The 25,113-nt window shown below is 71.0% G+C and carries 23 protein-coding genes and 2 pseudogenes; 13 read left to right on the forward strand and 12 right to left on the reverse strand.

The genetic code is table 11. The features are described 5' to 3' along the window. Window positions 1–39: 39 nt before the first annotated feature. Together ASG04_RS06225 and ASG04_RS06230 are read left to right on the forward strand one after the other, a co-directional pair. Window positions 40–1,158 carry a GuaB3 family IMP dehydrogenase-related protein gene (locus ASG04_RS06225; RefSeq protein WP_056121510.1) on the forward strand — a complete coding sequence of 373 codons (1,119 nt, stop codon included), beginning with the start codon at window positions 40–42 and terminating at the stop codon, window positions 1,156–1,158. 83 nt (window positions 1,159–1,241) lie between these two features. Then, complete coding sequence (locus ASG04_RS06230) at window positions 1,242–3,113, forward strand: glycerol-3-phosphate dehydrogenase/oxidase (protein ID WP_056121648.1); 1,872 nt, start codon at window positions 1,242–1,244, stop codon at window positions 3,111–3,113. Between the two features lie 49 nt (window positions 3,114–3,162). Here ASG04_RS06230 and ASG04_RS17050 read toward each other — a convergent pair. Next, window positions 3,163–3,849: pseudogene (locus tag ASG04_RS17050) on the reverse strand (ABC transporter ATP-binding protein); the annotation flags it as partial. Then, complete coding sequence (locus ASG04_RS06245; RefSeq protein ID WP_056121515.1) at window positions 3,846–4,925, reverse strand: ABC transporter permease; 1,080 nt, start codon at window positions 4,923–4,925, stop codon at window positions 3,846–3,848. The gene ASG04_RS06245 and the pseudogene ASG04_RS17050, both read right to left, overlap by 4 nt. 148 nt (window positions 4,926–5,073) lie before the next feature. Between ASG04_RS06245 and ASG04_RS06250 the strand changes: the two genes are divergently transcribed. Then, the gene (locus ASG04_RS06250; protein ID WP_056121518.1) at window positions 5,074–6,249 is read left to right on the forward strand and encodes a sensor histidine kinase; all 1,176 of its coding nucleotides are present in this window, start codon (window positions 5,074–5,076) and stop codon (window positions 6,247–6,249) included. Then, entirely contained in the window at window positions 6,246–6,866 is a 621-nt protein-coding gene (locus ASG04_RS06255; protein ID WP_056121520.1) for a response regulator, read from the forward strand. The genes ASG04_RS06250 and ASG04_RS06255 overlap by 4 nt, the downstream gene beginning before the upstream one ends. Here the strand turns inward: ASG04_RS06255 and ASG04_RS06260 are convergent. Next, window positions 6,846–7,382, reverse strand: a complete 537-nt coding sequence (locus ASG04_RS06260) for a hypothetical protein (protein WP_056121522.1) — start codon at window positions 7,380–7,382, stop codon at window positions 6,846–6,848. The two genes, ASG04_RS06255 and ASG04_RS06260, sit on opposite strands and share 21 nt — an antisense overlap. 119 nt (window positions 7,383–7,501) lie before the next feature. On the opposite strand from ASG04_RS06260, the gene ASG04_RS06265 reads away from it, so the two are divergent. Genes ASG04_RS06265 through guaA form a run of 5 tightly spaced genes read left to right on the forward strand, consistent with a single transcriptional unit; the run spans window position 7,502 to window position 12,315 of the window. Continuing rightward, window positions 7,502–8,035 (forward strand): cation:proton antiporter regulatory subunit, encoded by a 534-nt coding sequence (locus ASG04_RS06265; RefSeq protein WP_056121524.1) that lies wholly within the window; start codon window positions 7,502–7,504, stop codon window positions 8,033–8,035. A gap of 4 nt (window positions 8,036–8,039) precedes the next feature. Beyond that, window positions 8,040–9,455 carry a cation:proton antiporter gene (locus tag ASG04_RS06270; RefSeq protein WP_056121526.1) on the forward strand — a complete coding sequence of 472 codons (1,416 nt, stop codon included), beginning with the start codon at window positions 8,040–8,042 and terminating at the stop codon, window positions 9,453–9,455. 4 nt (window positions 9,456–9,459) lie between these two features. Beyond that, on the forward strand, window positions 9,460–10,272 hold the full coding sequence (locus ASG04_RS06275) for an SURF1 family cytochrome oxidase biogenesis protein (RefSeq protein ID WP_056121527.1): 813 nt from the start codon (window positions 9,460–9,462) through the stop codon (window positions 10,270–10,272). A gap of 10 nt (window positions 10,273–10,282) precedes the next feature. Next, entirely contained in the window at window positions 10,283–10,729 is a 447-nt protein-coding gene (locus ASG04_RS06280) for a DUF3817 domain-containing protein (RefSeq protein ID WP_082517846.1), read from the forward strand. Then, a complete protein-coding gene (guaA, locus tag ASG04_RS06285; protein WP_056121529.1) occupies window positions 10,726–12,315 on the forward strand; it encodes a glutamine-hydrolyzing GMP synthase in 1,590 nt (529 codons plus the stop codon). Before ASG04_RS06280 ends, guaA begins: the two co-directional genes overlap by 4 nt. Before the next feature lie 250 nt (window positions 12,316–12,565). Here guaA and ASG04_RS06290 read toward each other — a convergent pair. Then, a partial coding sequence (locus ASG04_RS06290; protein ID WP_235515453.1) for a Bax inhibitor-1/YccA family membrane protein occupies window positions 12,566–13,157 on the reverse strand: 592 nt, incomplete at its 5' end. A gap of 4 nt (window positions 13,158–13,161) precedes the next feature. Beyond that, a pseudogene (locus tag ASG04_RS18070) lies at window positions 13,162–13,366 on the reverse strand (Bax inhibitor-1/YccA family protein); the annotation flags it as partial. Window positions 13,367–13,638: 272 nt separating this feature from the next. On the opposite strand from ASG04_RS18070, the gene ASG04_RS06295 reads away from it, so the two are divergent. From ASG04_RS06295 to ASG04_RS06310, 4 genes are read left to right on the forward strand one after another with little or no spacing between them, the layout of a single operon-like run. Continuing rightward, window positions 13,639–14,883, forward strand: coding sequence for a Gfo/Idh/MocA family protein (locus ASG04_RS06295; protein WP_056121533.1), 1,245 nt, complete (start codon window positions 13,639–13,641; stop codon window positions 14,881–14,883). A gap of 7 nt (window positions 14,884–14,890) precedes the next feature. After that, entirely contained in the window at window positions 14,891–15,931 is a 1,041-nt protein-coding gene (locus tag ASG04_RS06300; protein ID WP_056121536.1) for a LacI family DNA-binding transcriptional regulator, read from the forward strand. Window positions 15,932–15,941: 10 nt separating this feature from the next. After that, window positions 15,942–16,976, forward strand: coding sequence for a glycerophosphodiester phosphodiesterase family protein (locus ASG04_RS06305; RefSeq protein WP_056121537.1), 1,035 nt, complete (start codon window positions 15,942–15,944; stop codon window positions 16,974–16,976). Between the two features lie 33 nt (window positions 16,977–17,009). After that, window positions 17,010–19,469 (forward strand): ATP-dependent helicase, encoded by a 2,460-nt coding sequence (locus tag ASG04_RS06310; RefSeq protein ID WP_056121539.1) that lies wholly within the window; start codon window positions 17,010–17,012, stop codon window positions 19,467–19,469. 3 nt (window positions 19,470–19,472) lie between these two features. Here ASG04_RS06310 and ASG04_RS06315 read toward each other — a convergent pair whose 3' ends face one another. From ASG04_RS06315 to ASG04_RS06345, 7 genes are all read right to left on the reverse strand, one after another. Further along, window positions 19,473–19,964 (reverse strand): GNAT family N-acetyltransferase, encoded by a 492-nt coding sequence (locus tag ASG04_RS06315; RefSeq protein ID WP_056121541.1) that lies wholly within the window; start codon window positions 19,962–19,964, stop codon window positions 19,473–19,475. 156 nt (window positions 19,965–20,120) lie between these two features. Then, complete coding sequence (locus tag ASG04_RS06320) at window positions 20,121–20,750, reverse strand: pyridoxal 5'-phosphate synthase (protein WP_056121543.1); 630 nt, start codon at window positions 20,748–20,750, stop codon at window positions 20,121–20,123. A gap of 18 nt (window positions 20,751–20,768) precedes the next feature. Next, entirely contained in the window at window positions 20,769–21,467 is a 699-nt protein-coding gene (locus ASG04_RS06325; RefSeq protein ID WP_056121545.1) for an NUDIX domain-containing protein, read from the reverse strand. Beyond that, window positions 21,464–23,026, reverse strand: coding sequence for a nicotinate phosphoribosyltransferase (locus ASG04_RS06330; RefSeq protein ID WP_056121548.1), 1,563 nt, complete (start codon window positions 23,024–23,026; stop codon window positions 21,464–21,466). Before ASG04_RS06330 ends, ASG04_RS06325 begins: the two co-directional genes overlap by 4 nt. Next, on the reverse strand, window positions 23,023–23,856 hold the full coding sequence (locus ASG04_RS06335) for a phosphoribosyltransferase family protein (protein ID WP_056121549.1): 834 nt from the start codon (window positions 23,854–23,856) through the stop codon (window positions 23,023–23,025). Before ASG04_RS06335 ends, ASG04_RS06330 begins: the two co-directional genes overlap by 4 nt. A 36-nt stretch (window positions 23,857–23,892) precedes the next feature. Further along, window positions 23,893–24,717 carry an oxygenase MpaB family protein gene (locus tag ASG04_RS06340; RefSeq protein WP_162241695.1) on the reverse strand — a complete coding sequence of 275 codons (825 nt, stop codon included), beginning with the start codon at window positions 24,715–24,717 and terminating at the stop codon, window positions 23,893–23,895. A 29-nt stretch (window positions 24,718–24,746) separates the two neighbouring features. After that, window positions 24,747–25,040 (reverse strand): hypothetical protein, encoded by a 294-nt coding sequence (locus tag ASG04_RS06345; protein WP_056121553.1) that lies wholly within the window; start codon window positions 25,038–25,040, stop codon window positions 24,747–24,749. Between the last annotated feature and the right edge of the window lie 73 nt (window positions 25,041–25,113).

The following is a 25,113-nucleotide window of genomic DNA, read 5'->3' on the forward strand; positions in this document are numbered from 1 at the left end:
CCCGTGCACCGCGTGGAGGGCGCCCGGTAGGGTTGCCGGGTGAGTGAAGTCGAGATCGGTGCAGGCAAGCGCGGACGTCGGGCGTACGCGTTCGACGACATCGCGGTGGTTCCGTCGCGGCGCACCCGCGACCCGCGCGACGTCAACGTCCAGTGGTCGATCGACGCCTTCACCTTCGAGGCCCCGATCCTCGCGGCACCGATGGACTCGGTGGCCTCGCCCGCCACGGTCATCCAGATGGGGCGTCTCGGGATCCTGGGCGTGCTCGACCTCGAGGGCCTGTGGACCCGGTACGAGGACCCCACCCCGTTCTACGACGAGATCAAGACACTCACGGACGGCAACGTCACCAAGCGGATGCAGGAGATCTACGCCGAGCCCGTCAAGGCCGAGCTGATCACCGCGCGCCTGGCCGAGATCCGCGCGGCCGGCGTCCCCGTCGCCGGGTCGCTCAGCCCGCAGCGCACGCAGGAGTTCTCGCAGACCGTGGTCGACGCCGGGGTCGACCTGTTCGTGATCCGCGGCACGACCGTCTCCGCCGAGCACGTGTCGCAGAGCACCGAGCCCCTCAACCTCAAGAAGTTCATCTACGAGCTCGACGTCCCCGTCATCGTCGGCGGCGCGTCGACCTACACGGCGGCGCTGCACCTCATGCGCACCGGTGCCGCCGGCGTGCTGGTCGGCTTCGGCGGCGGCGCTGCGTCGACCACCCGCGCCGCGCTCGGCATCCATGCCCCGATGGCGACCGCGGTGGCCGACATCGCCGGTGCCCGTCGCGACTACATGGACGAGTCCGGCGGCCGCTACGTGCACGTGATCGCGGACGGCGGGCTCGACACCGCGGGCGACGTCGTCAAGGCGATCGCGATGGGTGCCGACGCCGTCATGCTCGGCACCGTCCTGGCCCGCGCCACCGAGGCACCCGGCGGTGGCTTCCACTGGGGTGCCGAGGCGCACCACCCGGAGCTGCCGCGTGGTCGCCGTGTCGAGGTGGGCACGATCGCGCCGCTCGAGAACGTGCTGAACGGGCCGACCCCGACGTGGGACGGCCGCGCCAACATCGTCGGCGCACTGCGTCGCTCGATGGCCACGACCGGATACTCCGACGCCAAGGAGTTCCAGCGAGTAGAAGTGGTCGTGGCGCCCTACCACCGCTGACGCAGTGCACCGGCGCCGGACGGCAGCACATCGACGTGCTGGCCACCACGGCGACGCTGTCACCGGGCAGCACGGAGGCGATCATGGCAACGACGGTCTCGGGCAAGAAGGCACCCAGCGGTGCGTTCGGCACGGCGGGGTTCGATCCAGGGGCGAAGCTGGGGCCGGACGAACGGGCCGCCGCGATCGAGACGCTGAAGACCCAGGAGCTCGACGTCCTGGTCGTGGGCGGCGGGATCGTGGGCGGCGGCAGTGCGCTCGACGCCGTCACCCGCGGCCTGAGCGTGGGCATCGTCGAGGCCCGCGACTGGGGATCGGGGACCTCGAGTCGCTCCTCGAAGCTCGTGCACGGCGGCATCCGCTACCTCGAGCAGCTCAACTTCACCCTGGTGCGTGAGGCCCTCATCGAACGTGGCCTGCTGCTCCAGCGCATCGCTCCGCACCTGGTCAAGCCCGTGCGCTTCCTGTACCCGCTGAACCACCGCGTGTGGGAGCGCTTCTACATCGGGATCGGCATGGCGATGTACGACGCCTTCAGCTGGTCCGGCGGGCGACCGCCCGGGGTCCCGCACCACCGGCACCTCACCCGCACGCAGGTGCTCCGTTCGATGCCGTCGCTCAAGAAGGACGCGTTCGTCGGGGGCATGACGTACTACGACGCCCAGGTCGACGACGCCCGCTACGTCGCGTCGCTCGTGCGCACCGCGGCGTCGTACGGCGCCCACGCCGCCGCCCGTGTCCGCATCGAGGGCTTCATCAAGGTCGGGGAACGCGTCGTCGGAGCGCACGCGCACGACATCCAGACGGGTGAGCGGTTCGACATCCGGGCCAAGCAGGTCGTCAACGCGACCGGCGTGTGGACCGACGACACCCAGGCGATGGTCGGCACACGCGGACAGTTCAAGGTGCGGGCGTCGAAGGGCGTGCACCTGGTCGTCCCGCGCGACCGCTTCCAGTCGAACATGGGCATGATCCTGCGCACCGAGAAGAGCGTGCTGTTCGTGATCCCGTGGGGCCGCCACTGGCTGGTCGGCACCACCGACACCGACTGGTACCTCGACAAGGCGCACCCGGCCGCGACCGCCGCCGACATCGACTACATCCTCGAGCACGTCAACAAGGTGCTGCGGGTGCCGCTCACCCGCGAGGACGTCGAGGGCGTCTACGCCGGCCTGCGACCGCTGCTGGCGGGGGAGTCCGACAGCACGTCGAAGCTCAGCCGCGAGCACGTCGTCGCGCACACCGCGCCCGGGCTCGTCGTCGTCGCCGGCGGCAAGTGGACGACCTACCGGGTGATGGGCAAGGACGCGATCGACGAGGCCGTCGCCGCCATGGACGGCCGCATCCCGGAGTCGACCACGCAGGACATCCCGCTGCTCGGCGCCGAGGGCTACCCCGCCGCATGGAACAAGCGCGGCCGCACCGCGAAGACGTTCGGCGTGCACAAGGTCCGCATCGAGCACCTGCTGAACCGGTACGGCACCCTCGCGACCGAGGTCCTGGACCTGGTGAAGGAGGACCCGGCGCTCGCCGAGGCCCTGCCGGGAGCCGACGACTACATCGGCGCCGAGGTCGTCTACGCCGCGTCGCACGAGGGAGCCCTGCACCTGGAGGACGTCCTGGCCCGCCGCACGCGCATCTCGATCGAGGCCTGGGACCGCGGCGAGTCCGCTGCCCCCGTCGCCGCGAAGCTGATGGCCGGCGTGCTCGGCTGGGACCAGGAGCAGACCGAGGCCGAGGTGGCGAACTACCTGAAGCGCGTCGCCGCCGAGCGGGAGTCGCAGCTGCAGCCCGACGACGAGTCCGCGGACCGGGTGCGGCTCGAGGCACCGGACATCGCGTTCGGCTTCGACGAGGACGACGTCGTCGTCGGCGGCGGCCGCTCCAGCGGCGCGGAGGGCGCCAAGGCCTCCGACGAGCAGGTGATCGGCGAGAAGACGAGCGAACCCCGCTGACGCGGGAACCGCCGGACTGGAGGCCCGTGACCGGCTGGTCACGGGCCTNCACAGCGTGGTCGGTCCGCGTGACGGCACCGTCGACGACGGTGACGAGCGAGTCGAGGGTGTCGCGGTGCACCAGGTCGTGGGTGACCAACAGCGTGGCTGCCCCGCGCTCGCGGGTGAGCCGTGCGATGAGGTCCATGACGGCCGCCCCGCGCTCCTGGTCGAGGGCGCTCGTCGGTTCATCCACCAGCAGCACGTCCGGTTCGTGCACCAGGGCACGGGCGATGGCGACGCGCTGCCGCTGACCGCCGGACAGCTGCGCGGGTCGCAGGTGCGCCTGGCCGGAGAGCCCGACCGCGTCGAGGAGCTCGTCCGCGCGGCCGGGGAGCCGGCGTCGTCGCGCGCGGTCGGTCCCACCGAGCTCGCCCATGACGAGCAGCTGCTCGCGGGCGGTCAGCGAGGGCAGCAGGTTGGACTGCTGGAACACGATCCCGATCCGTTCGCGTCGCAGGACGGTGGCCTCGTCTCGTGACAGCGCCGCGGCGTCGACGTTGCCGATGAGCACCCGGCCCGAGTCGGGACGGATCAGGGTCGCGGCGACCGCCAGCAACGAGGACTTTCCGGAGCCGGACGGCCCGGTGATCCCGGTCACGACCCCGGCATCGGCGCGGAGTGTGACGTGGTCGACCGCCGTGACGCGCGAGCTGCCGTCCGGGAAGGTGAGGGTGACGTCGTCGAGGGTGATCATCGGTTGCTCCCGAGTGCGGTGAGGGGGTCGGCTGCGGTGACGGTGCGCAGGGCCACGGCGGCTCCGGCCAGGCCGAGCAGGACCATCGCGGCGGCCGGCACCAGGGTGGTCAGGGGGTCCAGCAGGAACGGCAGTGCGCCACCGGCCAGGGCGCCGAGACCCACGACCGCTGCCATGCCGACACCGATGCCGGCGACGAGTACGACCAGCGCCTGCCCGAGTGCGTCGCGGACGAGTGATCCCGTGCTCGCCCCGAGGGCCTTGAGGACGGCGACGTCACCAGCCCGCTGCATTGTCCACACCGTGAAGAACGCGCCGACGACCAGGGCGGAGACCCCGAAGAGCATCACGATCATCATGCCGAGCGAGCCGATCTCGGACTTGAAGGTCTCGAGCGCGGTCAGGCTGCGCAGCGGTGTCGAGGCCGACGTGTGGGTCCGGTCGGCGACGGCGGACCAGTCGGGGTCACCGGAGACCGCGAGCAGCGTCGCCCGGCCGTCGCCACCGACCCGTTCGTCCGCCGCGGCCCAGGCGGCCGGCGTCATCGCGACGACCGGCGTGTGGCTGTACCAGGCGTCGCCCCCGACGCTCGCGACGCGGTAGTCGGTCCCGGTGATCGTCACGCGGTCGCCGACGCCGACGCCCAGGTCGTGCGCGGCACCCGACGAGAGACCGAGCTCGTCGTCGGACCGAGGGGCGAGGGCACCGACGGTCGATCGCTCGTCGTGGGGCAGCCCGACGAGCGCGACCCCGACCACTGCCGGGGACCCCGCGCCGGAGGCACGACCCTGCACGATGCCCACCGACACCACTTCGTCGACCCCGGCCGCGTCCTGCCATCCGACGCGGGCCCCGTGGTCGATCGTGGACTGCGCGAACGAGGGCTGTCCCGTCGACGGCTGCTGCAGGACCAGGCGGTCGCCGGGCAGCCCCAGCACCGCCGAGACGTTCTGCGCCGCCAGCCCGCCGGTCAGGCCGGCGAGGAACCCCACCAGCAGGGTGATCAGGGCGACGACGCTCCCGATCAGGACGAACCGACCCCGCGCATGCCGCAGGTCACGCCAGGCGACGAACACGATGACTCCTCTCCGGGCCGGGACGGTCCACGGCACGCAGGACCAGCCTGGTGACCGGCTGGCCGCGGGTCATCGCCGGTGGGTTCGGTCTCGGCATCGACCGTTCGGTTGATGCCCGCGAGCCGTCCGCTCCCTACGCTGGAGGTCCATGTCGCACAGCACGCTCACGCCGGTGTTCGTGGGGCTGCGGACGGGGCTCCACGTGCTCGTCGCCGCCCTCACGGCACTCGTCGTCGTGCGCGTGCTCGTCGCACCCGGGCACACCCCCTGGCTCGCCATGACGCTCGTCGTCCTCTTCGCGATCGTCTACGTGCTCGGCGGCCTGGCAGCGGCGCCCCGTCCGACCCGGCGCGTGCTCGCCGGAGCCACGTGGCTCGTCGCGCTGACGGTGGTCTGGATCGCGCTGCTCGTGCTCGTCCCCGAGGCGGCGTACCTGGTCTTCCCGCTGTTCTTCCTCTACCTGCACGTCCTACCGCGGGTCGCCGGCCCCGTCGCCGTGCTCGTCGCCACCGGGATCGCGATCGTCGCCCTCGGCCTGCACGGTGGGTTCACCGTCGGCGGGGTGGTCGGACCGCTCGTCGGGGCCGGGGTCGCCCTGCTCATCGGGCTCGGGTACCGGGCACTGGCGCGGGAGGCACAGGAGCGCGAGGAACTCGTCGCCCGGCTCATCCGGACACAGGACGAACTCGCCGCGACGCAGCACGAACAGGGGGTCCTGGCTGAACGCGCTCGACTCGCTCGCGAGATCCACGACACCGTCGCCCAGGGCCTGTCGAGCATCCAGATGCTGCTGCACGCTGCCGAGTCGGCCGACGGTGACCGACCGGGCATCGCGCACGTCCGGCTGGCCCGCCAGACCGCTGCCGAGGGCCTCGCCGACACCCGCCGCTTCATCCGCGAACTCAGCCCGCCGACGCTGGAACAGGGGATCGGGTCGGCGCTCGACCGGCTGGCGGGGTCGCACCGTGCGGGCGCGGGGCTGACGGTCGATGTCGACGTCCCCGATCAGGTGGCGCTGCCCATGGCCACGCAGACCGCGCTCCTGCGGATCACCCAGGGCGCCCTGGCGAACGTCGTGCAGCACGCGGACGCCACGGCCGTGCGGATCGCCCTGGTCGTCGACGGACCCAGCGCCACCCTGACCGTGTCCGACGACGGGCGTGGGTTCGACCCGGTGGCCGTCCGGGCTCGTGCCGGGTCCAGCGACTCGTTCGGCCTGGTCGCGATGAGCGAGCGGGTGCGGCAGCTCGACGGCCGGCTCGACGTCGACTCGGCACCCGGCAGCGGCACCACCGTGCGGGTGGTCCTGGGCGGTGCCCCGTGATCCGCGTCGTGATCGCCGACGACCACCCGGTGGTGCGGGCCGGACTGCGTGCGCTGCTCGACACCGCGGCCGACATCACCGTGGTCGGCGAGGCCGCCGCACCGGAGCGCGCCGTCGCCCTCGCAGCCGCGCTGGCACCCGAACTCGTGCTGATGGACCTGCAGTTCGGGCAGTCCCAGACCGGCGCCGACGCCACCCGCGCGATCCGGGCCCTCGACGCCCCGCCGTATGTGCTCGTGCTGACCAACTACGACACCGACGGCGACATCCTGGGCGCGGTCGAGGCCGGGGCGAGCGGCTACCTGCTCAAGGACGCCCCGCCGGACGAGCTGCTGGCCGCCGTCCGTGCCGCCGCCGCCGGTGAGAGCGCCCTGGCCCCGGTCATCGCCAGCCGGCTCATGGAACGGGTGCGCTCACCACGGGTCAGCCTGTCCGCGCGCGAACTCGAGGTGCTGCGACTCGTCGCGTCGGGGGCGTCCAACGGCGACGTCGCCGCGTCCCTGCACATCACCGACGCGACGGTGAAGACGCACCTGGTCCACGTGTTCTCGAAGCTCGGGGTCTCGTCGCGCACGGCGGCCGTGTCGGCAGCGCGGTCACTCGGCCTGCTGCGCTGAACCATCTCCGGACGACGGGGCCCGGGGGTGCGCTGCTCGGGCGCGTCCGAGGCTGCGGAACAGGGTCGCGAGCAGGACGACGGGGATCGCGACGAGGGCGGCCAGGCTCGTGCCGTACAGCACACCGGAGAACGCGCTGTGGGACCCACCGGACACCCCGTAGGCGTCTGCGACGTCCATCCCCAGGAAGAAGCCGGACTGGAAGACGGCCACGGCACCGAACGTGAGCAGCGCGAGGTGGCAGACGGCTGCCACCGGGACGGGCATCCGACCCCGGATCGCAACGACCGCGAAGAAGGCGGCCAGGGTGACTCCGACGCCGGCGGTGACCAGGACGCCGACGACGTCCTGTCCGACGTCCATCCCGATCGCCTCGACGCGGTGGTGGATCTGCCCGAGGGTCGCGCCGGGCACCGCGGCGAGCGGATCGAACACGAGTCCGTCGAGCGCGAGCAGCGTCGCGTACGCGGTCACGACGACGGCGCCCAGCACGGGGCCGAACACCTGCGCACGCATCCGGCAATCCTCGCGACGTCGGTGTCCCCGACGCATCCACCGGCGGGATGACCTGTGGAGAACGGAATGCCTGGGCCCCCACGGTGGTTAGCATGGGTGTCCTGGGAAAGGGAGCCATCATGGTCGACGTTCATCGCGTCAAACTCCCCGGCGTCGGCGTACTGCACAGCTTCTACACCGACGACGGTGGCAAGTGCGGGGTCATCACGCACCGGTCGGGTCACTCCGACCTCATCTCCTTCGCCGACGTCTCCGACGGCGCCGACAAGTCGGAGAAGGTCTCGCTGCGGCTGAGCGACGACGAGGCCCACACCCTGGCCGAACTCCTCGGTGGCACCCGCATCACCGAGGGCCTCGACAAGCTCGACGAGATCCCCGGGCTGTCCATCGACTGGTTCTCCGTCGACTACGACGACGCGATCGCCGGCAAGCCGCTCGGCGACCTGCACGACTCGGGCTTCATCGGCCTGACCGTCGTCGCCGTGGTGCGCGGCGACAGCGCGAACCCCGCCCCCTCGGCGGACTTCGTCGTCTTCCCCGGCGACACCATCGTGGTGGCCGGGGCCCCCGAGAAGGTCTCGAAGGCCTTCTCGTTCTACCGCAGCGGTGCGCTCGCGGCAGCAGCTGCGGCCGAGGCGCCGCCCCGGAGCTAGCGGCATGCACCTGGGTGGTGAGCTGCTCACCATCGGCGGCCTGTTCCTCATCGCCTACGTCCTCGGACGGCTCGGCAAGCTCATCGGCCTGCCGGCGATCCCGATCTACATGGTCGTGGGGCTCATCGCGAGCCCGCACACGCCCTGGATCGGGCTGAGCGTCGAGTCGCACACGATCGAGCTCATCGCGACGTTCGGCCTGATCCTGCTGCTCTTCAACCTCGGGCTGGAGTTCGACCAGGAAGAGTTCTACGGCAACGCCGGCAAGCTCCTGGTGTCGGGCGGCACCTACGTCGCGATCAACATGGCCGTGGGGTTCGCCTTCGGGTTCTCGCTCGGTTGGGGGACCCGCGAAGCCCTGGTCATCGCGGGCATGACCGCGACGTCGTCCAGCGCGATCGTCACGAAGCTGCTGATCGAGCTGCGGCGTCTGGCGAACGACGAGACCCCGATGATCCTCGGTGTGACCGTCATCGAGGACGTCTTCATCGCCATCTACCTGGCGATCGTGTCGGTCGTGCTGTCCGGTGACACGAACATCTGGGGCGTGGTCGGCAAGCTCGCGCTGGCGTTCGGCTTCCTCATCGTCATGTTCAGCCTGGCGCGCTGGGGTGGCAAGCAGGTCTCGAAGATCTTCGCGACCCGCGACGACGAGCTGTTCACGGTGCTCTTCTTCGGGCTCGCAGTCATGTTCGGTGGCATCGGGGACCTGCTCGGCGTGACCGACGCCATCGGTGCCTTCGTGATCGGTCTGCTCTGCGGCGCGACCCGCTACCGCGACCGCATCGAGCAGCTCGCACTGCCGATGCGCGACGTCTTCGCCGCGTTCTTCTTCGTCAACTTCGGGCTCGGCCTCGACATCTCGACCTTCGGCGAAGTGCTGTGGCCCGTCCTCGGTGCGATCGGCATGACCGTCGTGCTGAACGCCGTCGCCGGCCAGCTCGTCGCCCGGATGAACGGCTTCTCGGCCCAGCAGGGCATCAACACCGCGGTCATCCTGGTGAACCGCGGTGAGTTCGCGCTGATCCTCGCGACGCTGTCGGCGGCTGCCGGACTCGAGGAACGGATCACCGCGTTCGCCGGGCTCTACGTGCTGGTCATGGCCGTCCTGGGACCGATCCTGGCGACGAACTCGGACCGCATCGGTCGCCTCGTGCTCCGTCCGGGGCGGGTGCGCAAGCTCCGCGGCCGTGAACGAGCCGCGGCCGAAGCGGCAGCCGCTCGCCGAGCCGAACGCGACCGTCGGTTCGCCGAGGAGATCGCCCTCGTGGAGGCGGCTGGCAGGGACGAGCGCGAGAATGGTGCACCGGGGACGACCCCCGAGGCAGAGCCGGAGACGGTGAGCAGCGGGACGTCGTCCGTCGAGATCCCCGCCGAGCGTCCCGAACGCCCGGCCCGAGCACGCGATCCGGAGTACTGACAGCATGTGGGCCGTTGCCCGTCGACCGAAGTGGATCGCGCTGCTGCTGCTGGCGCTGGTCCTCGCTGCGGTGTTCGCCGCCCTCGGCAAGTGGCAGCTCGAGCGCAGCATCGAGAACGGCAAGCCGGCTCCGGCCACCACCGAGACGCGACAGGTCCTCTCCGACGTCTCGAAGCCGGAGCGCGGCGTGGGTGACAGCCTCGCCGGGCAGAAGGTGACGGTCACGGGCCGGTTCGTGGCCGGCGACACGACGGTGCTGACCGGTCGCAGCGGCGGTGGCCGCTACCAGACCGTCGGACACATGGTCGACACGACCACCGGAGCGAGCCTCCCGGTCGTCATCGGGTGGTCCGACCAGCGTGCAGCCGCCGTCGCCGGTGGCGAGCGCCTGACGGACGGTGCGGACCTCACCGTCCAGGGCCGCTACTACCCGTCCGAGTCCCCGGACCAGGACGCCTTCCAGCAGTCGGAGTACTCGGCGGTCGCGCCCGCACGGTTCGTGAACACGTGGAAGGCGTTCGACGACCGGATGTACGGCGGCTACGTCGTCGCCGACGGCACCACCGCGGCGAAGGCCGACCTCGGCACCATCGCCGACCGCGCCCCCACGCGCGAGGTCCAGTTCGACTGGCTCAACCTGTTCTACGCGATCGAGTGGGTCGTCTTCGCGGGCTTCGCCGTCTTCCTGTGGTGGCGCTTCGTGAAGGACACCTGGGAACGCGAGGAAGACGAGCGTCACCAGGCCGATCTCGGCTTCCCCGCAGCGGGTCCTGACGGTGCTGACAGCGCCGCCGGGGCGAGTTCCGACCGACGGTAGGATCGTTGCCATGGCTCTGACCGTCCGCACCCGCGACATCCCGAAGATCCCGGGGGCGGTGCGGCTGTACCGCATCTCCGCGTACATCACCGGTGTGCTGCTGCTCGCCCTGGTGATCGAGGTGATCATCAAGTACACGCCGCTCCAGCTCGAGATGCAGCTCGGTGGCGGCGCGTTCTTCGTCCCGAACGGCACGGCGGGCCAGGCCCCGGGCACGTTCAACCTGTCGATCGCGATCCTCATCGCGCACGGCTGGCTGTACGTCGTCTACCTCTTCATGGACTTCCGCCTGTGGAGCATCATGCGCTGGCGGCCGTCGCGCTTCCTGCTCATAGCCCTGGGCGGGATCATCCCGTTCATGTCCTTCGTGGTGGAGCACCGCATGCAGAAGGCCGCCATGACCACGTACCACGAGCTGACCGCGCAGCAGGCGCGGGAGAAAGAGAGCGCTCGGTGAGCGAGACCGACCAGCGTCCCGTCCTCGTCGTCGACTTCGGAGCCCAGTACGCGCAGCTCATCGCTCGCCGCGTGCGCGAGGCCAACGTCTACAGCGAGATCGTCCCCCACTCCATGAGTGCTGAGGAGATCCGCGCGAAGGACCCTGCCGCCATCGTGCTGTCCGGTGGTCCGTCGTCGGTGTACGAGCAGGGCGCGCCCGCGCTCGACGGTGCGATCCTCGAGCTCGGCGTCCCGGTGCTCGGCATCTGCTACGGCTTCCAGGCGATGGCCTCGGCCCTCGGCGGGACGGTCGCGAACACCGGCCTGCGGGAGTACGGCGCCACGGACGTCACCGTGACCGGCACCTCCAGCACGCTGCTCGGTGGCCAGCCGGAGTCGCAGACCACGTGGATGTCGCACGGCGACTCCGTGTCCGCCGCGCCCGCCGGGTTCGAGGTCCTCGCGTCGAGCTCGTCGACGCCGGTCGCCGCCTTCGCGTCCGACGAGCGCAAGCTCTACGGCGTGCAGTGGCACCCCGAGGTCAAGCACTCGGCGTTCGGCCAGGCCGTGCTCGAGAACTTCCTGCACCGTGCCGCCGGTCTGCCCGGCGACTGGAACTCGAACAACGTGATCGAGGAGCAGGTCGCCCGCATCCGCGAGCAGGTCGGCTCCGCGCGTGTCATCGCCGGCCTGTCGGGTGGCGTCGACTCCGCCGTCGCCGCGGCCCTGGTGCACAAGGCCGTCGGCGACCAGCTGACCTGCGTGTTCGTCGACCACGGACTGCTCCGCGCCGACGAGCGCAAGCAGGTGGAAGAGGACTACGTCGCCTCGACCGGTGTCCGGCTCGTCACGGTCGACGCCGAGCAGCAGTTCCTCGACGCGCTCGCGGGCGTCAGCGACCCCGAGCAGAAGCGCAAGATCATCGGGCGCGAGTTCATCCGCACGTTCGAGGCCGCCGCCGAGGCACTCGTCCTCGAAGCCCGCGCCGATTCGTCCGAGGACGGCGCTGGCCAGGTCGAGTTCCTGGTGCAGGGCACGCTCTACCCGGACGTCGTCGAGTCCGGCGGGGGATCGGGCACGGCGAACATCAAGTCGCACCACAACGTGGGCGGACTGCCCGAGGACATGACCTTCAAGCTCGTCGAACCGCTGCGCACCCTGTTCAAGGACGAGGTCCGTGCGGTCGGCCGCGAACTCGGGCTGCCCGAGGTCATCGTCGGCCGCCAGCCGTTCCCCGGACCCGGCCTCGGCATCCGCATCGTCGGGTCGGTCGACAAGGAGCGCCTCGAGATCCTGCGTGCCGCTGACGCCATCGCCCGCCACGAGTTGTCCGCCGCGGGCCTGGACGACGAGATCTGGCAGTGCCCGGTCGTGCTGCTCGCCGACGTCCGCTCGGTGGGCGTGCAGGGTGACGGGCGGACCTACGGCCACCCGATCGTGCTGCGTCCGGTGTCCTCCGAGGACGCCATGACCGCCGACTGGACCCGTCTGCCGTACGACGTGCTCGCGAAGATCTCCAACCGCATCACCAACGAGGTGCGCGACGTCAACCGCGTCGTGCTCGACGTCACGTCGAAGCCGCCGGGGACCATCGAATGGGAGTGAGTCTCCCGTCCTGAGGGGGTCCGGCGCGCACGCGTCGGACCCCTTCGTCGTTCGGGGGGGGGCTCCGCCTCGAGGTTCCAGAATTACGAAACCTCGACGCCCCGCACGGGGCACTCGTGTCACCGCGACGGACGTGAGCGGGGAGTCGTGGAACCTCGTGCCCGACGGCTGATGCGCAACGACGCGCCCACTGCCCGGAACGACGAAGGGCCCCGGCGAGTGCCGGGGCCCTTCGTGAGTGCGAGTGGTGCTAGTTGCGCTGGCTGCTCGCGATGATGGCGAGGATGCGCAGGATCTCGAGGTACAGCCAGACGAGGGTCACGATGAGGCCGAACGCCGCGGTCCACCCGTACACGCGGGGGGCGCCGCGCTGGACACCCGTCTTGATCTGGTCGAAGTCGAGGATCAGCGAGTACGCCGCCATGATGACGACGAAGATCCCGATCAGGACACCGAGCGGGATGCCGAAGACGGTCACGCCGAGCATGCCGAATGCGGTGTTCGTGACGCCGGTCCACATCAGGACGAGGTTCACGAGCGAGAAGGCCATGTAGCCGACCATCGCGACCAGGAAGAACTTGGTGGCCTTCGGCGTCGCGCGGACCTTGCCGGAGCGGAACAGCAGCAGCGTGACGAAGAAGACGCCGAGCGTGCCGAAGACGGCCTGGGTGACGATGCCCTCGAACGCGGAGTTGTAGTAGCCGGAGATGCCGCCGACGAACAGTCCCTCGAAGAACGCGTACGCCAGGACCAGGCCCGCGGACGGCTTCTTCTTGAAGGTGTTGACGAGTGCGAGCACGAACCCGATGACCGCACCGGCGATCCAGACGATCGGCGGGAGGNNNNCCTCGTACGACATGCGGTCCGTGTCGACGGTGTTGGCCGCGGGACGGTCGTACATGTACTGCAGCTGCTCGGGCGTCATGCCCGCGGACGGCTGCGGGGTCTGGCCCCACCCGCCGCGCTGCTGCTGCTGCGAGCCGGCGCTCCAAGCGTTCCGGCCCGCGTCGTTGAAGGCGGGGGACTGGTCGAAACCGGGCTTGAAAGCCATGGTGTCCTCGGATTCCTCTGGTCTCAGGTCGTGCAGGAACGGTGGTCCGTTCCTTCGCGTCCTCTCAGCCTAGGTGGGGTGGACCCAGAAAGGCTGGGGATTCGCGGCGAGCGGACGCCGGTGGTGGCACCGCTGCGTGAACTCTACGGCGGGGTGCTGCGCAAGTGATCGGCGGTCGGCGGGAGTTGCCCGTGAGATCAGGGGTTGACACGAGTAAACCCGGGGCGCGAGCATGGACGCGCAACGATGCACCCCGCCAGAAGGAGCCCAGCATGACGTTCACCCTCGGCATGGTCGGAGCCGGCCAGTTCGCCAGCCACTTCGCCACCCTGTTCGACAAGCACCCCGGCATCTCCGCCGTGTACGCCACCGACGTGCTGCCGGAGCGCGCGCAGCAGCTGGTCGACGAGCTGCGCCTGGCGGGGACCTTCCCGTCGTTCGAGGACATGCTCGCCAGCTCCGACGTCGACGCCGTCGCGATCTTCACCCAGCGGTGGACCCACGGACCGCTGGTGCTGCAGGCACTCCGGGCCGGCAAGCACGTCTACTCCGCCGTGCCGATGGCGACGGCCCAGACCGAGATCGAGTCGATCATTCAGGCGGTCCAGGAGACCGGCCTCACCTACATGATGGGCGAGACCAGCCAGTACAACCCGGCGACGGTGTTCGCCCGGAAGAAGTACGAGGACGGCGCCTTCGGTCGGGTGTTCTACGCCGAGGGCGACTACGTGCACGACATGGACCTCGGGTTCTACGACGCGTACCGGTACAGCGGCGGCGACGACTGGAAGGCCACGGCGAGCTACCCGCCCATGTGGTACCCCACGCACGCCATCGGCGGTGTCCTCGGAGCCGTGCCGCGTCACGCGACGAGCGTCAGCTGCATCGGCGTCCACGACGACCGCGGCGACGGGGTCTTCGACACCGAGGTCAGCATGTTCGACAACGACTACTCGAACATGACCGCGCTGTTCGAGCTCGACGGCGGCGGTTCCATGCGCATCAACGAGTTCCGTCGCGTCGGCTTCCCGTCGTACATCCGCGAGAGCCGCTTCCGCTGGTTCGGCACCGACGGCACCTTCGAGCAGCTCGTCACGAACTCCGTCTGGCAGGACCGCGACGGCGTGACCGACGTCTCCGACCAGATCGCCAACCGTCCGACCATGGACGAGGACGACCCGCGCCTGGCCGACGTGTCGCCCGCACTCCGCAGCTCGTTCGTGTCCGGCCACGCGCCCGTGCACGACGACCTGACCGGCCGGCTGCCCGCCGAGTTCGACTTCGCGCCCAACGGCCACGAGGGCTCCCACCAGCTGCTGGTCGACGACTTCGTCACCGCGGTCAACGATCGGGTCCTCCCGCCGGTCAACGCCTGGCAGGCCGCTCGCTACACGCTGCCCGGCCTGGTGGCGTTCGAGTCCGCAAAGCGCGGTGGCGAGCGCCTGAGCATCCCGGACCAGGGTGACGCCCCCGTCGCGGTCGGCGAGCGCCTGCCCGTCGCCGACCGGGTGTCATGATCGACCGGTGACCGACCCGAGTGCCAGGACGCGGACCCGCAAGCCGACCCGTCGTGACGTCGCGCGCCTCGCCGGGGTGTCGGACGCCGTCGTCAGCTATACGCTGAACGGCGGCGCTCCGGTCGCCCCGGACACCCGGCTCCGGGTCCTGGCGGCGGTGGCCGAACTCGGGTACCGCCCGAACCAGGCAGCCCGGGCGCTGCGGTCCGGCTCGGCCCGCACGCTCGTGCTCGCCGTGCCCGACGTCGCCGACCCCGTGTTCTCGAACCCGTTCTTCGCCGAGTTCGCGGCCGCCATCGAGTCCGTCGCCCGCGAGCGCGGGTACGCCCTCTCGACCACGGCCACGACCTTCTCCCCGGAGGGCCTGCGATCGCGCTTCGAGGAGTTCGCGGCACGGATGGTGGACGGCGTGCTCGTCCTGTCGAGCGGCGCCGCCGACCGCGACGCGATCGATCCCGTCGGCCTGCCGTGGGTCGACCTCAACGTCTCGGCCGCGCGCGAGGGCGTCGCGAGCGTCGGGACCGACCTGCGCTCCGGAGCCGAACTCGCGACCGAGCACCTGCTCGACCACGGACGGACGCGCGTCGCATTCGTCGGCCAGGCCGACGTCGGTGAACCCCGGCACGCCGGGTGGCTGGCAGCGTGCCGGAGCCGGGGCGTGCCTCCAGGCCGGGTCGTCGCCGGCGGCTACACCCGCGAGGGCGGGTACGCGGCCGGCCTCCGGATCGCGGACGACCTGTCGACCGGCGACGGCCCGGACGCGGTGTTCGCGGCGTCCGACCGCACCGCGGTCGGGGTCCTGCGGGCGTTCCACGAGCGGGACGTGCGCGTGCCGGAGGACGTCGCCGTCGTCGCCTTCGACGGCTCGTGGGAGGCCGAGTACACCTGGCCACCGCTCAGCACCGTCCGGCAGCCGGTCGAGTCGATGGCCGAGGCGGCGGTCCGCGGACTGCTCGACGGGTCCGCGCCCACGCACCGGCAGTTCCCTGTGGAACTCGTCATCCGGGCGTCGTGTGGGACCCACGAGCCGGTCACCGAGGCGCGTTAGGGTCGGCCGCATGACCCCCCTGGTGATCGCGCACCGAGGTGCCTCCGGGTACCGCCCCGAACACTCGCGAAGCGCGTACGAGCTCGCGATCGCGCTGGGCGCCGACGCGATCGAGCCCGACCTGGTCCCGACCAGGGACGGCGCGCTGGTGCTCCGCCACGAGAACGAGATCTCGGGCACGACCGACGTGGCCGACCGCCCGGAGTTCGAGGACCGCCGGACGACCAAGACGGTGGACGGGCAACGCCTGACCGGGTGGTTCACCGAGGACTTCACGTGGCACGAGCTCACGACGCTCCGCACCCGCGAACGGCTGCCGCAGCTGCGTCCGCAGTCGGCCGCCCACGACGGCGACGAGCCGATCCTGCGGTTCGAGGACCTGCTCGGGATCCTCGACGCGGCGCCGCGCTCGGTCGGACTCGTCGCCGAGGTCAAGCACGCGACGTACTTCGACGGTGTCGGCCTGCCGATGGGGCAGCTCGTCGACGCGGCGATCGGCGCCGCCGGCTGGCGGGGCGACGACCGGCTCACCGTCGAGTGCTTCGAGAAGGGCGTCCTCCGCGACCTCGGCGCACGTGGGGCGGGCGGTCGTCTGGTCTACCTCCAGGAGACCCGTGGCAGTGCCGCAGACGAGGTCGCGACCCACGGGTCGTCGGCTCCCACGTACGCGACCGAGCGGACCGACGCGGCGCTCGCGGCGCTCGCCGACGAGTTCGACGGCATCAGCGTCCCCCTGGGCACCCTGATGGCGGGCGTCGACCCGGTGGCGGTCGACGACCCGGGCCCCGTTCGTTCCGACGTGGTCGAGCGAGCGCACGCCGTCGGGCTCGACGTGTACACCTGGACGCTGCGGCCGGAGAACCGGTTCCTGCCGGCGCCACTCCGTCGTGGCGGGGACGTGGCCGCGCACGGGGACTGGGAGCGCTGGTACACCTCGGTGGTCCGGACGGGCGTCGACGGCGTGTTCGCGGACCACCCTGACCTGGCCGTGCGTGCCCGGGAACTGGTCGCCGACCCCGCCGCCGTTCACCGCAGCGAGGGCTGACGGTGTCGGGGGGCGTGCCTAGACTGGTCTGACATGACGATCGTGCTCGACCCATTCGACTCGACGCCCGAGCCGGGTGCCGGGGACCGCCCCTACGAGGACCCGTTCACCGCCGGTCTGAACCCCCAGCAGAAGCAAGCGGTCGAGTACCGCGGCGAGTCCCTGCTGATCGTCGCCGGCGCCGGTTCCGGCAAGACCAGCGTGCTCACCCGGCGCATCGCGCTGCTGCTGGCGAACCGCGAAGCCTGGCCGTCGCAGATCCTGGCGATCACGTTCACGAACAAGGCCGCGGCCGAGATGCGCGAGCGGGTGCGGGCCCTCGTCGGCCAGGCGTCCGAGGGCATGTGGATCTCGACGTTCCACTCCGCGTGCGTGCGGATCCTGCGGCGCGAAGCCGAGCGGTTCGGGTTCCCGCAGTCCTTCACGATCTACGACTCCGCCGACTCGCGTGCGCTCCTCAAGCGGATCATCAAGGACCTCGAAGCGGACACCCTCGGGCTGACCGTCGGGGCCGCCGCGTCGAAGATCTCCAAGCTCAAGAACGAGCTGCAGGACATCGACACCTACGCGCGGAACATCAACGCGAACGACCCGCAAGAAGTCATGTTCACCGAGGTGTTCCGGCGGTACACGAACGACCTGCGCCGGGCGAACGCCTTCGACTTCGACGACCTGATCGGACAGACGGTCTTCCTGTTCCGGGCGTTCCCCGAGGTCGCGGCGCTGTACCAGCGACGGTTCCGCTTCGTCCTGGTGGACGAGTACCAGGACACCAACCACGCCCAGTACTCGCTCATCCGCGAGCTCACGCGCCCCGTCCCCGTCGAGCAGGTCGACCGCCTCGAGGACGAGGGCCAGCACGTCGCCCGCATGCGCGAGGCCGACGGGTCGATCGCCGGTGCGTCGCTGACGGTGGTCGGCGACTCGGACCAGTCGATCTACGCCTTCCGCGGGGCCGACATCCGCAACATCGTCGAGTTCGAGCGGGACTTCCCGAACTCGAAGGTCATCCTGCTCGAGCAGAACTACCGGTCCACGCAGAACATCCTCGACGCGGCCAACGCCGTCATCGCGAACAACTTCGACCGCCAGGTCAAGAACCTGTTCACCGAAGTCGGCGCCGGCGACAAGATCATCGGGTTCACGGGCTACACCGGCCACGACGAGGCCCAGTTCGTCGCGGACGAGATCCAGCGCCTGCACGAGGACGGCATGGACTACCGCGACATGGCGGTGTTCTACCGGACCAACTCGCAGACCCGTGCGCTCGAGGAGATCTTCATCCGGGCGGCCATCCCGTACCGGGTGCTCGGCGGCACCAAGTTCTACGAGCGCGCCGAGATCAAGGACGCCATGGCGTACCTGATCACCGTCGCCAACCCCGCCGACCCGATGGCGCTCCGCCGTGTGCTCAACGTGCCCAAGCGCGGGATCGGCGCCGTCACCGAGACCACCCTGCAGCGGTACGCCGACGACCACGACGTCACGATGCGTGAAGCCCTGCGGCACGCGGACGAACTCGGCTTCGGGCCGAAGGTGCGGAACGCGATCACGGCGTTCGCGGCCCTGCTCGACGACGTCTCGGCCAAGGCGACCGACCAGCCCGTCGTCGACACGCTGACGCAGCTGCTCGATGGTTCCGGCCTGCTCGAGCAGCTCCGGAAGTCCCCTGACGCCCAGGACTCCGCACGCGCCGACAACATCGACGAGCTCGTCGCCGTCACGCGGGAGTTCCAGAAGAACAACCCGGACGGCACGCTCGTCGACTTCCTGACCGAGGTCTCCCTGGTCGCCGCGGCGGACGAGCTCGACGACTCGTCCGGCACGGTGTCGCTCATGACGCTGCACACGGCCAAGGGGCTCGAGTACGACGCGGTGTTCCTGACCGGCGTCGAAGAGGACCTGCTGCCGCACCGGATGTCCGCGAACGAGCCCGGTGGTCCCTCCGAGGAACGCCGGCTCTTCTACGTGGGCATCACGCGCGCCAAGAAGTCCCTGTTCCTGTCGCTGGCGATGACCCGCGCACAGTTCGGCGACGTCAACGTGGCGATGCCGTCCCGCTTCCTGCAGGAGATCCCCGAGGGGCTCATCGAGTGGAAGCAGTCGCCCGGCATGGCGAACAGTCGTGGTGGCACGCAGCCCCGGGCGCTCAACGCGAAGCGCGACGGCGCGGGGCCCGGTGGGTTCGGCGGTGCAGGCGGTGGCGGTGGCTACCGCGGTGGTGGCGGTTGGGGTGGCGGGTCGTACGACCGCGCCGCGGCCGCGGCGAAGACCCGCCCGAAGACCGAGTGGGCGAACCGCGTGTCCGGACAGGTCCGCGACAACGGCGACATGGAGCTGGCCGCGGGCGACCGCATCACCCACGTCGACTTCGGCGAGGGCACGGTGTCGGCCGTGACGGGACAGGGCGCCAAGCGCATCGCCGAGATCGCCTTCGACGCGGCCGGCCGCAAGAAGCTCCTCATCAAGATCGCCCCGATCGAGAAGCTCTAGCGCTCAGCGCACCATCCGGACTGCTTCGAGCGTGTGCGGGCCGAGGTGCTCACGCTTCGCCGTGCCGTCGCGCACGAACCCGTTGCGGCGGTAGAACGCTTCGGCGCGGGGGTTGTGCTCGGCGATCCACAGGAACGCGGGTGCCTCGCTCACGGCGCGGTCGAGGAGCGCCTGTCCGAGCCCGGAACCGTAGGTGGACGCCAGGACGTAGATCCCCTCGAGTTCCCGGGTCCGTGGTGCGTCGGACTCCCGGCCGGGGCCCGCCGACGCCCATCCGACGACCGCGCCGTCCTGCTCGGCGACGAGTACGTCCGTCACCGCGTCGTCGATGATCGCGCGCCACCGATCGGCGTACGCGTCGACGCTCCGGGCATTCAGGTACGCGGCCGGCAGCAGGTGGGCGTAGGTCTCCTTCCACGCCTGGACGTGCACCCGGGCGATGCCGAGGGCGTCGCCGTCCCTGGCCTTCCGGACGGCGGTCGCGACCCGTTCCATCCGCCGACGGTAGCACCGCGGTCCTGCCCCAGCCAGTGGTGTCGGCTGCATTCGCACACCCGGAACCACAGCGCACCACGGCGATCGGCGGCGCGGGGTGTCTTCGGTTGTGCGAACCCGAACGGCGCCAGCCCGGCGCGCAAGCGCGAGCGGGCGCTACGGCTGCAGGACCGCCGACGTCCAGCCGTCCGGCCCCAGCCGGTACTGCAGGCGGCGGTGCATCCGGTCGCGGCTGCCGTGCCAGAACTCGACCGAGGTCGGCTCGAGTCGCCAAGCCACCCACGACGTCGGTCGCGGCACGTCCTCGGACTCCTCGAGCAGCGCGTTCGCGTCGTCGATGAGGTCCTGGAACGAGCCGTCGAGCGGCGCGGACTGGTCGGCGACCGCGGTGGCAGCGCGCGACTTCGGCGACCGTGCGGCGAACAGCTCGTCGGACTCCTGGTCCGACAGCTGCACGACGGTGCCCTCGAAGCGCAGCTGCTGCATCGTCTCGCGCCAGTAGACCTGCAGTGCGGCGGCCGGGTTCGCGGTGAGCTGCCGCCCCTTCGGGCTGTGGCTCGAGGACCCGAACACCAGCCCGCGGTCGTCGATCGTCTTCACGTCGACGGTGCGCGCGCTCACGACACCGTCGGCCGCGGTCGCCAGCGTCATCGACATCGGCTCGGACACGTCGCCGCCCTGCGCGTCCGACACCCAGGTGCGGGCGACGTCGAGCGGCGAGGCCGGCGGGTCGTCGAGTTCGGGGAAGGCGAAGGAGGTGTCACCGGACAGGGGAGCGGAGGCCATGCCCCCAGCCAACGCCCGTCAGCCCTGCCACGTCCAGGTGACCGGGGGACGACCGCCGCGACGTCCGGGCGCGGACGCGGCGGGTTCTGCTGACCGCACGAGTGCCGCGTTCGTCCGGAGCGATCGGTTGAGGTTGCCGGGATCGGGCGCGCTGCCGGTCAGCCCGGTCTGCAACCGCGCCGCGTCGGCCGTCGTGAACCGCGGCCCGAGCAGCGCCCGCGTCAACGCCGTGTCGCGCCAGAGTCGGGTGCGCGCGTGGTCGAGGGCAGCCTCGATGATCCGGTCGTGGTCGAACGGGAGGCTCGGCTCGGCCCCGGCGGCGTCGCGCCAGACTGCAGACGGTTGGGCCCCGGATGGCGCTGCCTCGGACGCGTCGGACGCGCGGCCCGCCACCGCAGGGGAGTCCGCCACCGCGACGAACGCGATGCTGATCGCCGCGTTGCGCGGGTCGCGCTCCGGCCCGTCGAACGCGCCGATCTGCGCGAGGTGCCGGACTGTCTCGGGACCGATGCCCGCCTTGGTGCGCAGGGCGCGCCGTGCAGCGTCGGTCAGGCGTTCCGCAGGGTGCAGGAGCACGCCGGGGAGTGCCTCCTGGCCGGCGTACGGGTCGTACTGCCGACGCGCGGTGGCGACCAGCAGGCCGGCCGCCGAGAAGGACATCGGGACGACGTCGATCGCGATGAGCGGCTGGTCGCGGGTCGTCACCGCGTCGGTCACGAGGCCGCTGCTGCTCGTCGGGCGGCGCGTTCGGTGCGCTCGCGGCGGAGGGTCGCCCGGACGTCGGCGAAGGACTGGTGCACCAGGAAGCGGCCGTCGGTCCAGACGGGCTGGAGCAGGCTCGTCTCCTCGTCCGATGCGGTGGCCTGGTCGGTCTGGCGGATCTCGCCGGTGGCGTCCCGGTGCAGGGCGATCCGGCCCTTGGCGCTCTTCTTGCCGCTGCCGGTCTTCGGGTCCTTCTGGATGTCGACCGGTTCACCGTCGACGAGCGCCCAGGTCGCCTTGACCGCGCTGCCGAGGTTGTCGCGGGTCATGTACTGGTACGTGTACGACCCGATGCCGAGCACGATGTTGTCGCTCGCGTAGCCCTTGGCGGCCAGGCGCTCGTAGATCCGACGGGCGCGGTCGAGGGTGATGCTGTCGCCGTAGATCACGCCGATGTGCTGGTCGAGGACCTTGTACCCGGCGTCGTTGACGGTGTGGCCGAACAGCTCGTCGAGCAGCTCGACGACGCCCTTCTGCTCGTCCGACCGCCCGTCGGCCAGCAGCTCGTCCTCGGGCACGTCGTGCACGGTGCCGGTGACGATGTCGACCGGGTCGCCGGAGTCGGGGCGGATGACGAGCTTGCCGTCGCGGGCCGTGATCCGGTCCTTGAGCTGGGGGAGCGTCTCGGTGAGCACCTTGAACAGGTCGAAGCCGTCACTGACCGCCGAGACGATGCCCGTCGGGTAGACGTCGAGGATCTGCTCGAAGGTCTCGAGTTCGCCGTCGGCGCCGCGGACGCACATCACGCTGTGCTCGGTGGCGGGGACGCTGGCGGCGACCCAGCCGTTGTCGCCCGGGTAGTACCGGTCGATGAAGTCGAGCGTCGGCATCGAGTCGGTGCCGAGGAACGAGAGCAGGTGCCCGGCGCCGCCGGCTGCCGCGGACTCGATGCTCGACTGCCCGCGGAACGAGAAGTCGTGCGCGGCGAAGTCGATGCTCTCCGGCACGGCGCCCGTGCGGGCCGCCCAGTCCTCCATCAGGTCGCGGTACTCCAGCGCCTTCGTCGCGACGGTGGAGGGGTGCCAGATCGACGCCGACAGGGCGGTCTCGATGTAGTTCGGCAGCCAGAAGAACTCGTCGACGGTGTTCTCGACGGTCAGGGTGGCGACGCCGATCGGGGCGAGGGTGCCCTCGGGGAGCGCGCGGATCGTCAGGGGGAGGTACCCCAGGCGGTGCAGGGCGCGGACGTGGTCGACGCCGATGTGGTTCGGGCCGAAGTACCCCTCGAGCGCCTCGGAGAACAGCCGGGCGACCTCGTCCTCGTCGGCGGCGAAGAACGGTGCCCATGCCTCGACCAGGTGTCGCTGGATGAACGCCTGCAGTCCGAACACCACGGCGTGGGTCGACTCGGGCATGTGCGCGTTCGAGCGGTTCGTCCAGTTGATCAGGATGCGGGTCGTGCCCCGGGGGTAGACCTGCCGGTGTGAGTGCTTGTACCCGTCGACCGCCAGCAGCGGAGCGATCGGGCTCGCGGTGGTGATGCGCGGGGCCAGTGCGGTCGTGGTGTCGGTCATCGGATCTGCTCCGTCAGGTAGGGGGTGAGTTCGATCGTGCGCAGGCCGGGCACGGCGTTCTGCGCGGGGTACGAGTCGGTCGTGACGATCTCGCCGAAGTGGTCGGCGAGCTGGGGTGCCCGGCCGGAGAACACGCCGTGCGACACCCAGAGGCCGAGTCGCTCCTTCGGGAGGCCGGTGCTGCCGGCCAGTCCCATGAAGGTGCCACCCCCGTCGCAGATGTCGTCGACGACGAGCAGTCGGCCGGTGTCCGGCAGCGGCTCGCAGGAGAAGCCGTCGAGCTTGCCCGTGTCGGGGTTGCGGTGCTTCTCGGCGCGGAACACCGGCAGTCCGCAGGCGTCGGCGACGGCGGTCGCCCGGGCGACGGCACCCTTGTCCGGGGCGATGACGCCGCTGTAGTCGGACCCGGCGACGACGGTGTCGCGGACGACCCGTTCGCTCGTGACGACGGTGAGGCGCTCCACCAGTCCGACGATCACGGGGGAGTGCGGGTCGAACGCGATCACCTGGTCGAGGTGGAAGCCGTTCAGGACGTCCGCGTAGACCCGGGCACCGAACGGCAGCCCGCGGTCCTGGCGTGCACCGGGCAGGTACGGGACGAGCGCGACCGACTTCGCGCCGCGCTGGCGGACGGCGTCAGCCCACATGCCGAGCATGAGCAGGTCGTCGCCGCTCGTGCCCCGCAGCGTCGCGATCTCGGTCAGGTCGGCAGGGCTGCCGTGCTCGACGGCGACCTTGACGTGCGCTTCGCCCGCGGGGAAGCGCATGGTGGAGAACGTGGGGGCCACGGGGGTGCCGCCCCGGTCCCAGGTGCTGAGTTCGACTGCCATGACCCGAACCTAGCACGGTATTTGTCAGTGTGACAACTACCGGTGTCGTGCTGCCGTCGCCCGCATCGCCCGCAGCAGCAGCGGCCCCGGCAGGCGGAGCACGGCACCCGGCACGAGTGCCCGGATGCGACGGATCGACGTCGCGGTGCGTCGCCAGCGCCGCCGTTCGCGCGGCCCCCACGCGAAGCCGTACTGCGTGCGCACCTCGTCCGGCAGCATGCCGACCGTCACGATGCGCACGAGCGGCATCGCCGCACGGACCCACAGGGGAGCGAACCGCGGGTGGAGCAGGTCGCGCACGACGCCGCGGGCGTCCTCGGTGACCCGCAGACCCGAGAGCGTCTCGTCCCAGTACGCCGCGAACTCCTCGGGGGTCGCCGGCCAGCGCTCCGGCGGGACGCGCAGCGCCACACCGAGCGGGGCGTACGCGTCGAGCACCCGGTGTGCGAGCTCGGGCGACACCGGGGTGCCGAACGCCTCGTGCGCCCGGATCGCCGAGTCGTACAGGGTGGCGGCGACCCAGAGCTGCCGGTCGACCTCGTCCGCACCGGCGACGCGCGCGTGGGCACGGTTCACGAAGCCGGTCGCGGTCGCGGCGTCGGTAGACGAGCCGATCACGACGGCGTAGACGTACATGAGGGTGTGCGCGAGGCGCTGCTGCGGCCGTCGCGCGAAGTCGGAGTGGCGGCGCACGCCCGCAGCGACCACCGGGTCGGCGATCTGCAGCAGGATCGCGCACCCGCCGGACAGGACGGGCGTGCTGTCCGCCAGGAACCGCACCAGGTCGCGGTCGCGACCCGACGACGGACGGGAGGCTCGGCGCACGTCCGGCGCCGAGCCTCCAGTCCGGTCGTTGGTCACGGCACCAGTGTGCCGGACCGGTCCGCCGGTCAGAGCGGCTTCGTGCCCAGGTCGTTGCCGAGGTCGGGGCGCTCGGTGTCGTCGTCGTGCTCCCACAGGTCGGCGCTCGCCTCGCGGGGTGCGCCGCCGGTGGGGCCGTCGTCGGTGCCGTCACCGGGCTGCGGCTCGACGGTCTCGCCGGCGACCGCGTCGTTCGTCACGGTCTCCAGGGACTCCTCGGTCTCGTCGACCTCGTAGGGGCCGACGTGCTCACGGTCGACGTCGTCGTCGCGACGCTGCTGCGAGTCGAAGTCGTCGACGGGGCTGATGCCGGGATCGCTCATGGTGGTGCTCCTCGTGTGGTGGTGGTCTTCTGCCTACCCGGGCAGGGTGAGGGCCCGTCCAGGTCGCGGGGCG

The sequence above is a fragment of the Curtobacterium sp. Leaf183 genome, assembly GCF_001424385.1.
In the GTDB taxonomy this organism is placed as follows: Bacteria; Actinomycetota; Actinomycetes; order Actinomycetales; family Microbacteriaceae; genus Curtobacterium.

What these genes read in the sequence shown, in the direction of transcription:
- ASG04_RS06310 (WP_056121539.1), top strand. Translation starts at nt 17,010, where the DNA reads ATGACGATCGTGCTCGACCCATTCGACTCGACGCCCGAGCCGGGTGCC.
- ASG04_RS06265 (WP_056121524.1), top strand. Translation starts at nt 7,502, where the DNA reads ATGGTCGACGTTCATCGCGTCAAACTCCCCGGCGTCGGCGTACTGCAC.
- ASG04_RS06305 (WP_056121537.1), top strand. Translation starts at nt 15,942, where the DNA reads ATGACCCCCCTGGTGATCGCGCACCGAGGTGCCTCCGGGTACCGCCCC.
- ASG04_RS06250 (WP_056121518.1), top strand. Translation starts at nt 5,074, where the DNA reads ATGTCGCACAGCACGCTCACGCCGGTGTTCGTGGGGCTGCGGACGGGG.
- ASG04_RS06345 (WP_056121553.1), bottom strand. Translation starts at nt 25,040, where the DNA reads ATGAGCGATCCCGGCATCAGCCCCGTCGACGACTTCGACTCGCAGCAG.
- ASG04_RS06335 (WP_056121549.1), bottom strand. Translation starts at nt 23,856, where the DNA reads ATGGCAGTCGAACTCAGCACCTGGGACCGGGGCGGCACCCCCGTGGCC.
- ASG04_RS06295 (WP_056121533.1), top strand. Translation starts at nt 13,639, where the DNA reads ATGACGTTCACCCTCGGCATGGTCGGAGCCGGCCAGTTCGCCAGCCAC.
- ASG04_RS06280 (WP_082517846.1), top strand. Translation starts at nt 10,283, where the DNA reads ATGGCTCTGACCGTCCGCACCCGCGACATCCCGAAGATCCCGGGGGCG.
- ASG04_RS06275 (WP_056121527.1), top strand. Translation starts at nt 9,460, where the DNA reads ATGTGGGCCGTTGCCCGTCGACCGAAGTGGATCGCGCTGCTGCTGCTG.
- ASG04_RS06260 (WP_056121522.1), bottom strand. Translation starts at nt 7,382, where the DNA reads ATGCGTGCGCAGGTGTTCGGCCCCGTGCTGGGCGCCGTCGTCGTGACC.
- ASG04_RS06270 (WP_056121526.1), top strand. Translation starts at nt 8,040, where the DNA reads ATGCACCTGGGTGGTGAGCTGCTCACCATCGGCGGCCTGTTCCTCATC.
- ASG04_RS06320 (WP_056121543.1), bottom strand. Translation starts at nt 20,750, where the DNA reads ATGGCCTCCGCTCCCCTGTCCGGTGACACCTCCTTCGCCTTCCCCGAA.
- ASG04_RS06330 (WP_056121548.1), bottom strand. Translation starts at nt 23,026, where the DNA reads ATGACCGACACCACGACCGCACTGGCCCCGCGCATCACCACCGCGAGC.
- ASG04_RS06315 (WP_056121541.1), bottom strand. Translation starts at nt 19,964, where the DNA reads ATGGAACGGGTCGCGACCGCCGTCCGGAAGGCCAGGGACGGCGACGCC.
- ASG04_RS06230 (WP_056121648.1), top strand. Translation starts at nt 1,242, where the DNA reads ATGGCAACGACGGTCTCGGGCAAGAAGGCACCCAGCGGTGCGTTCGGC.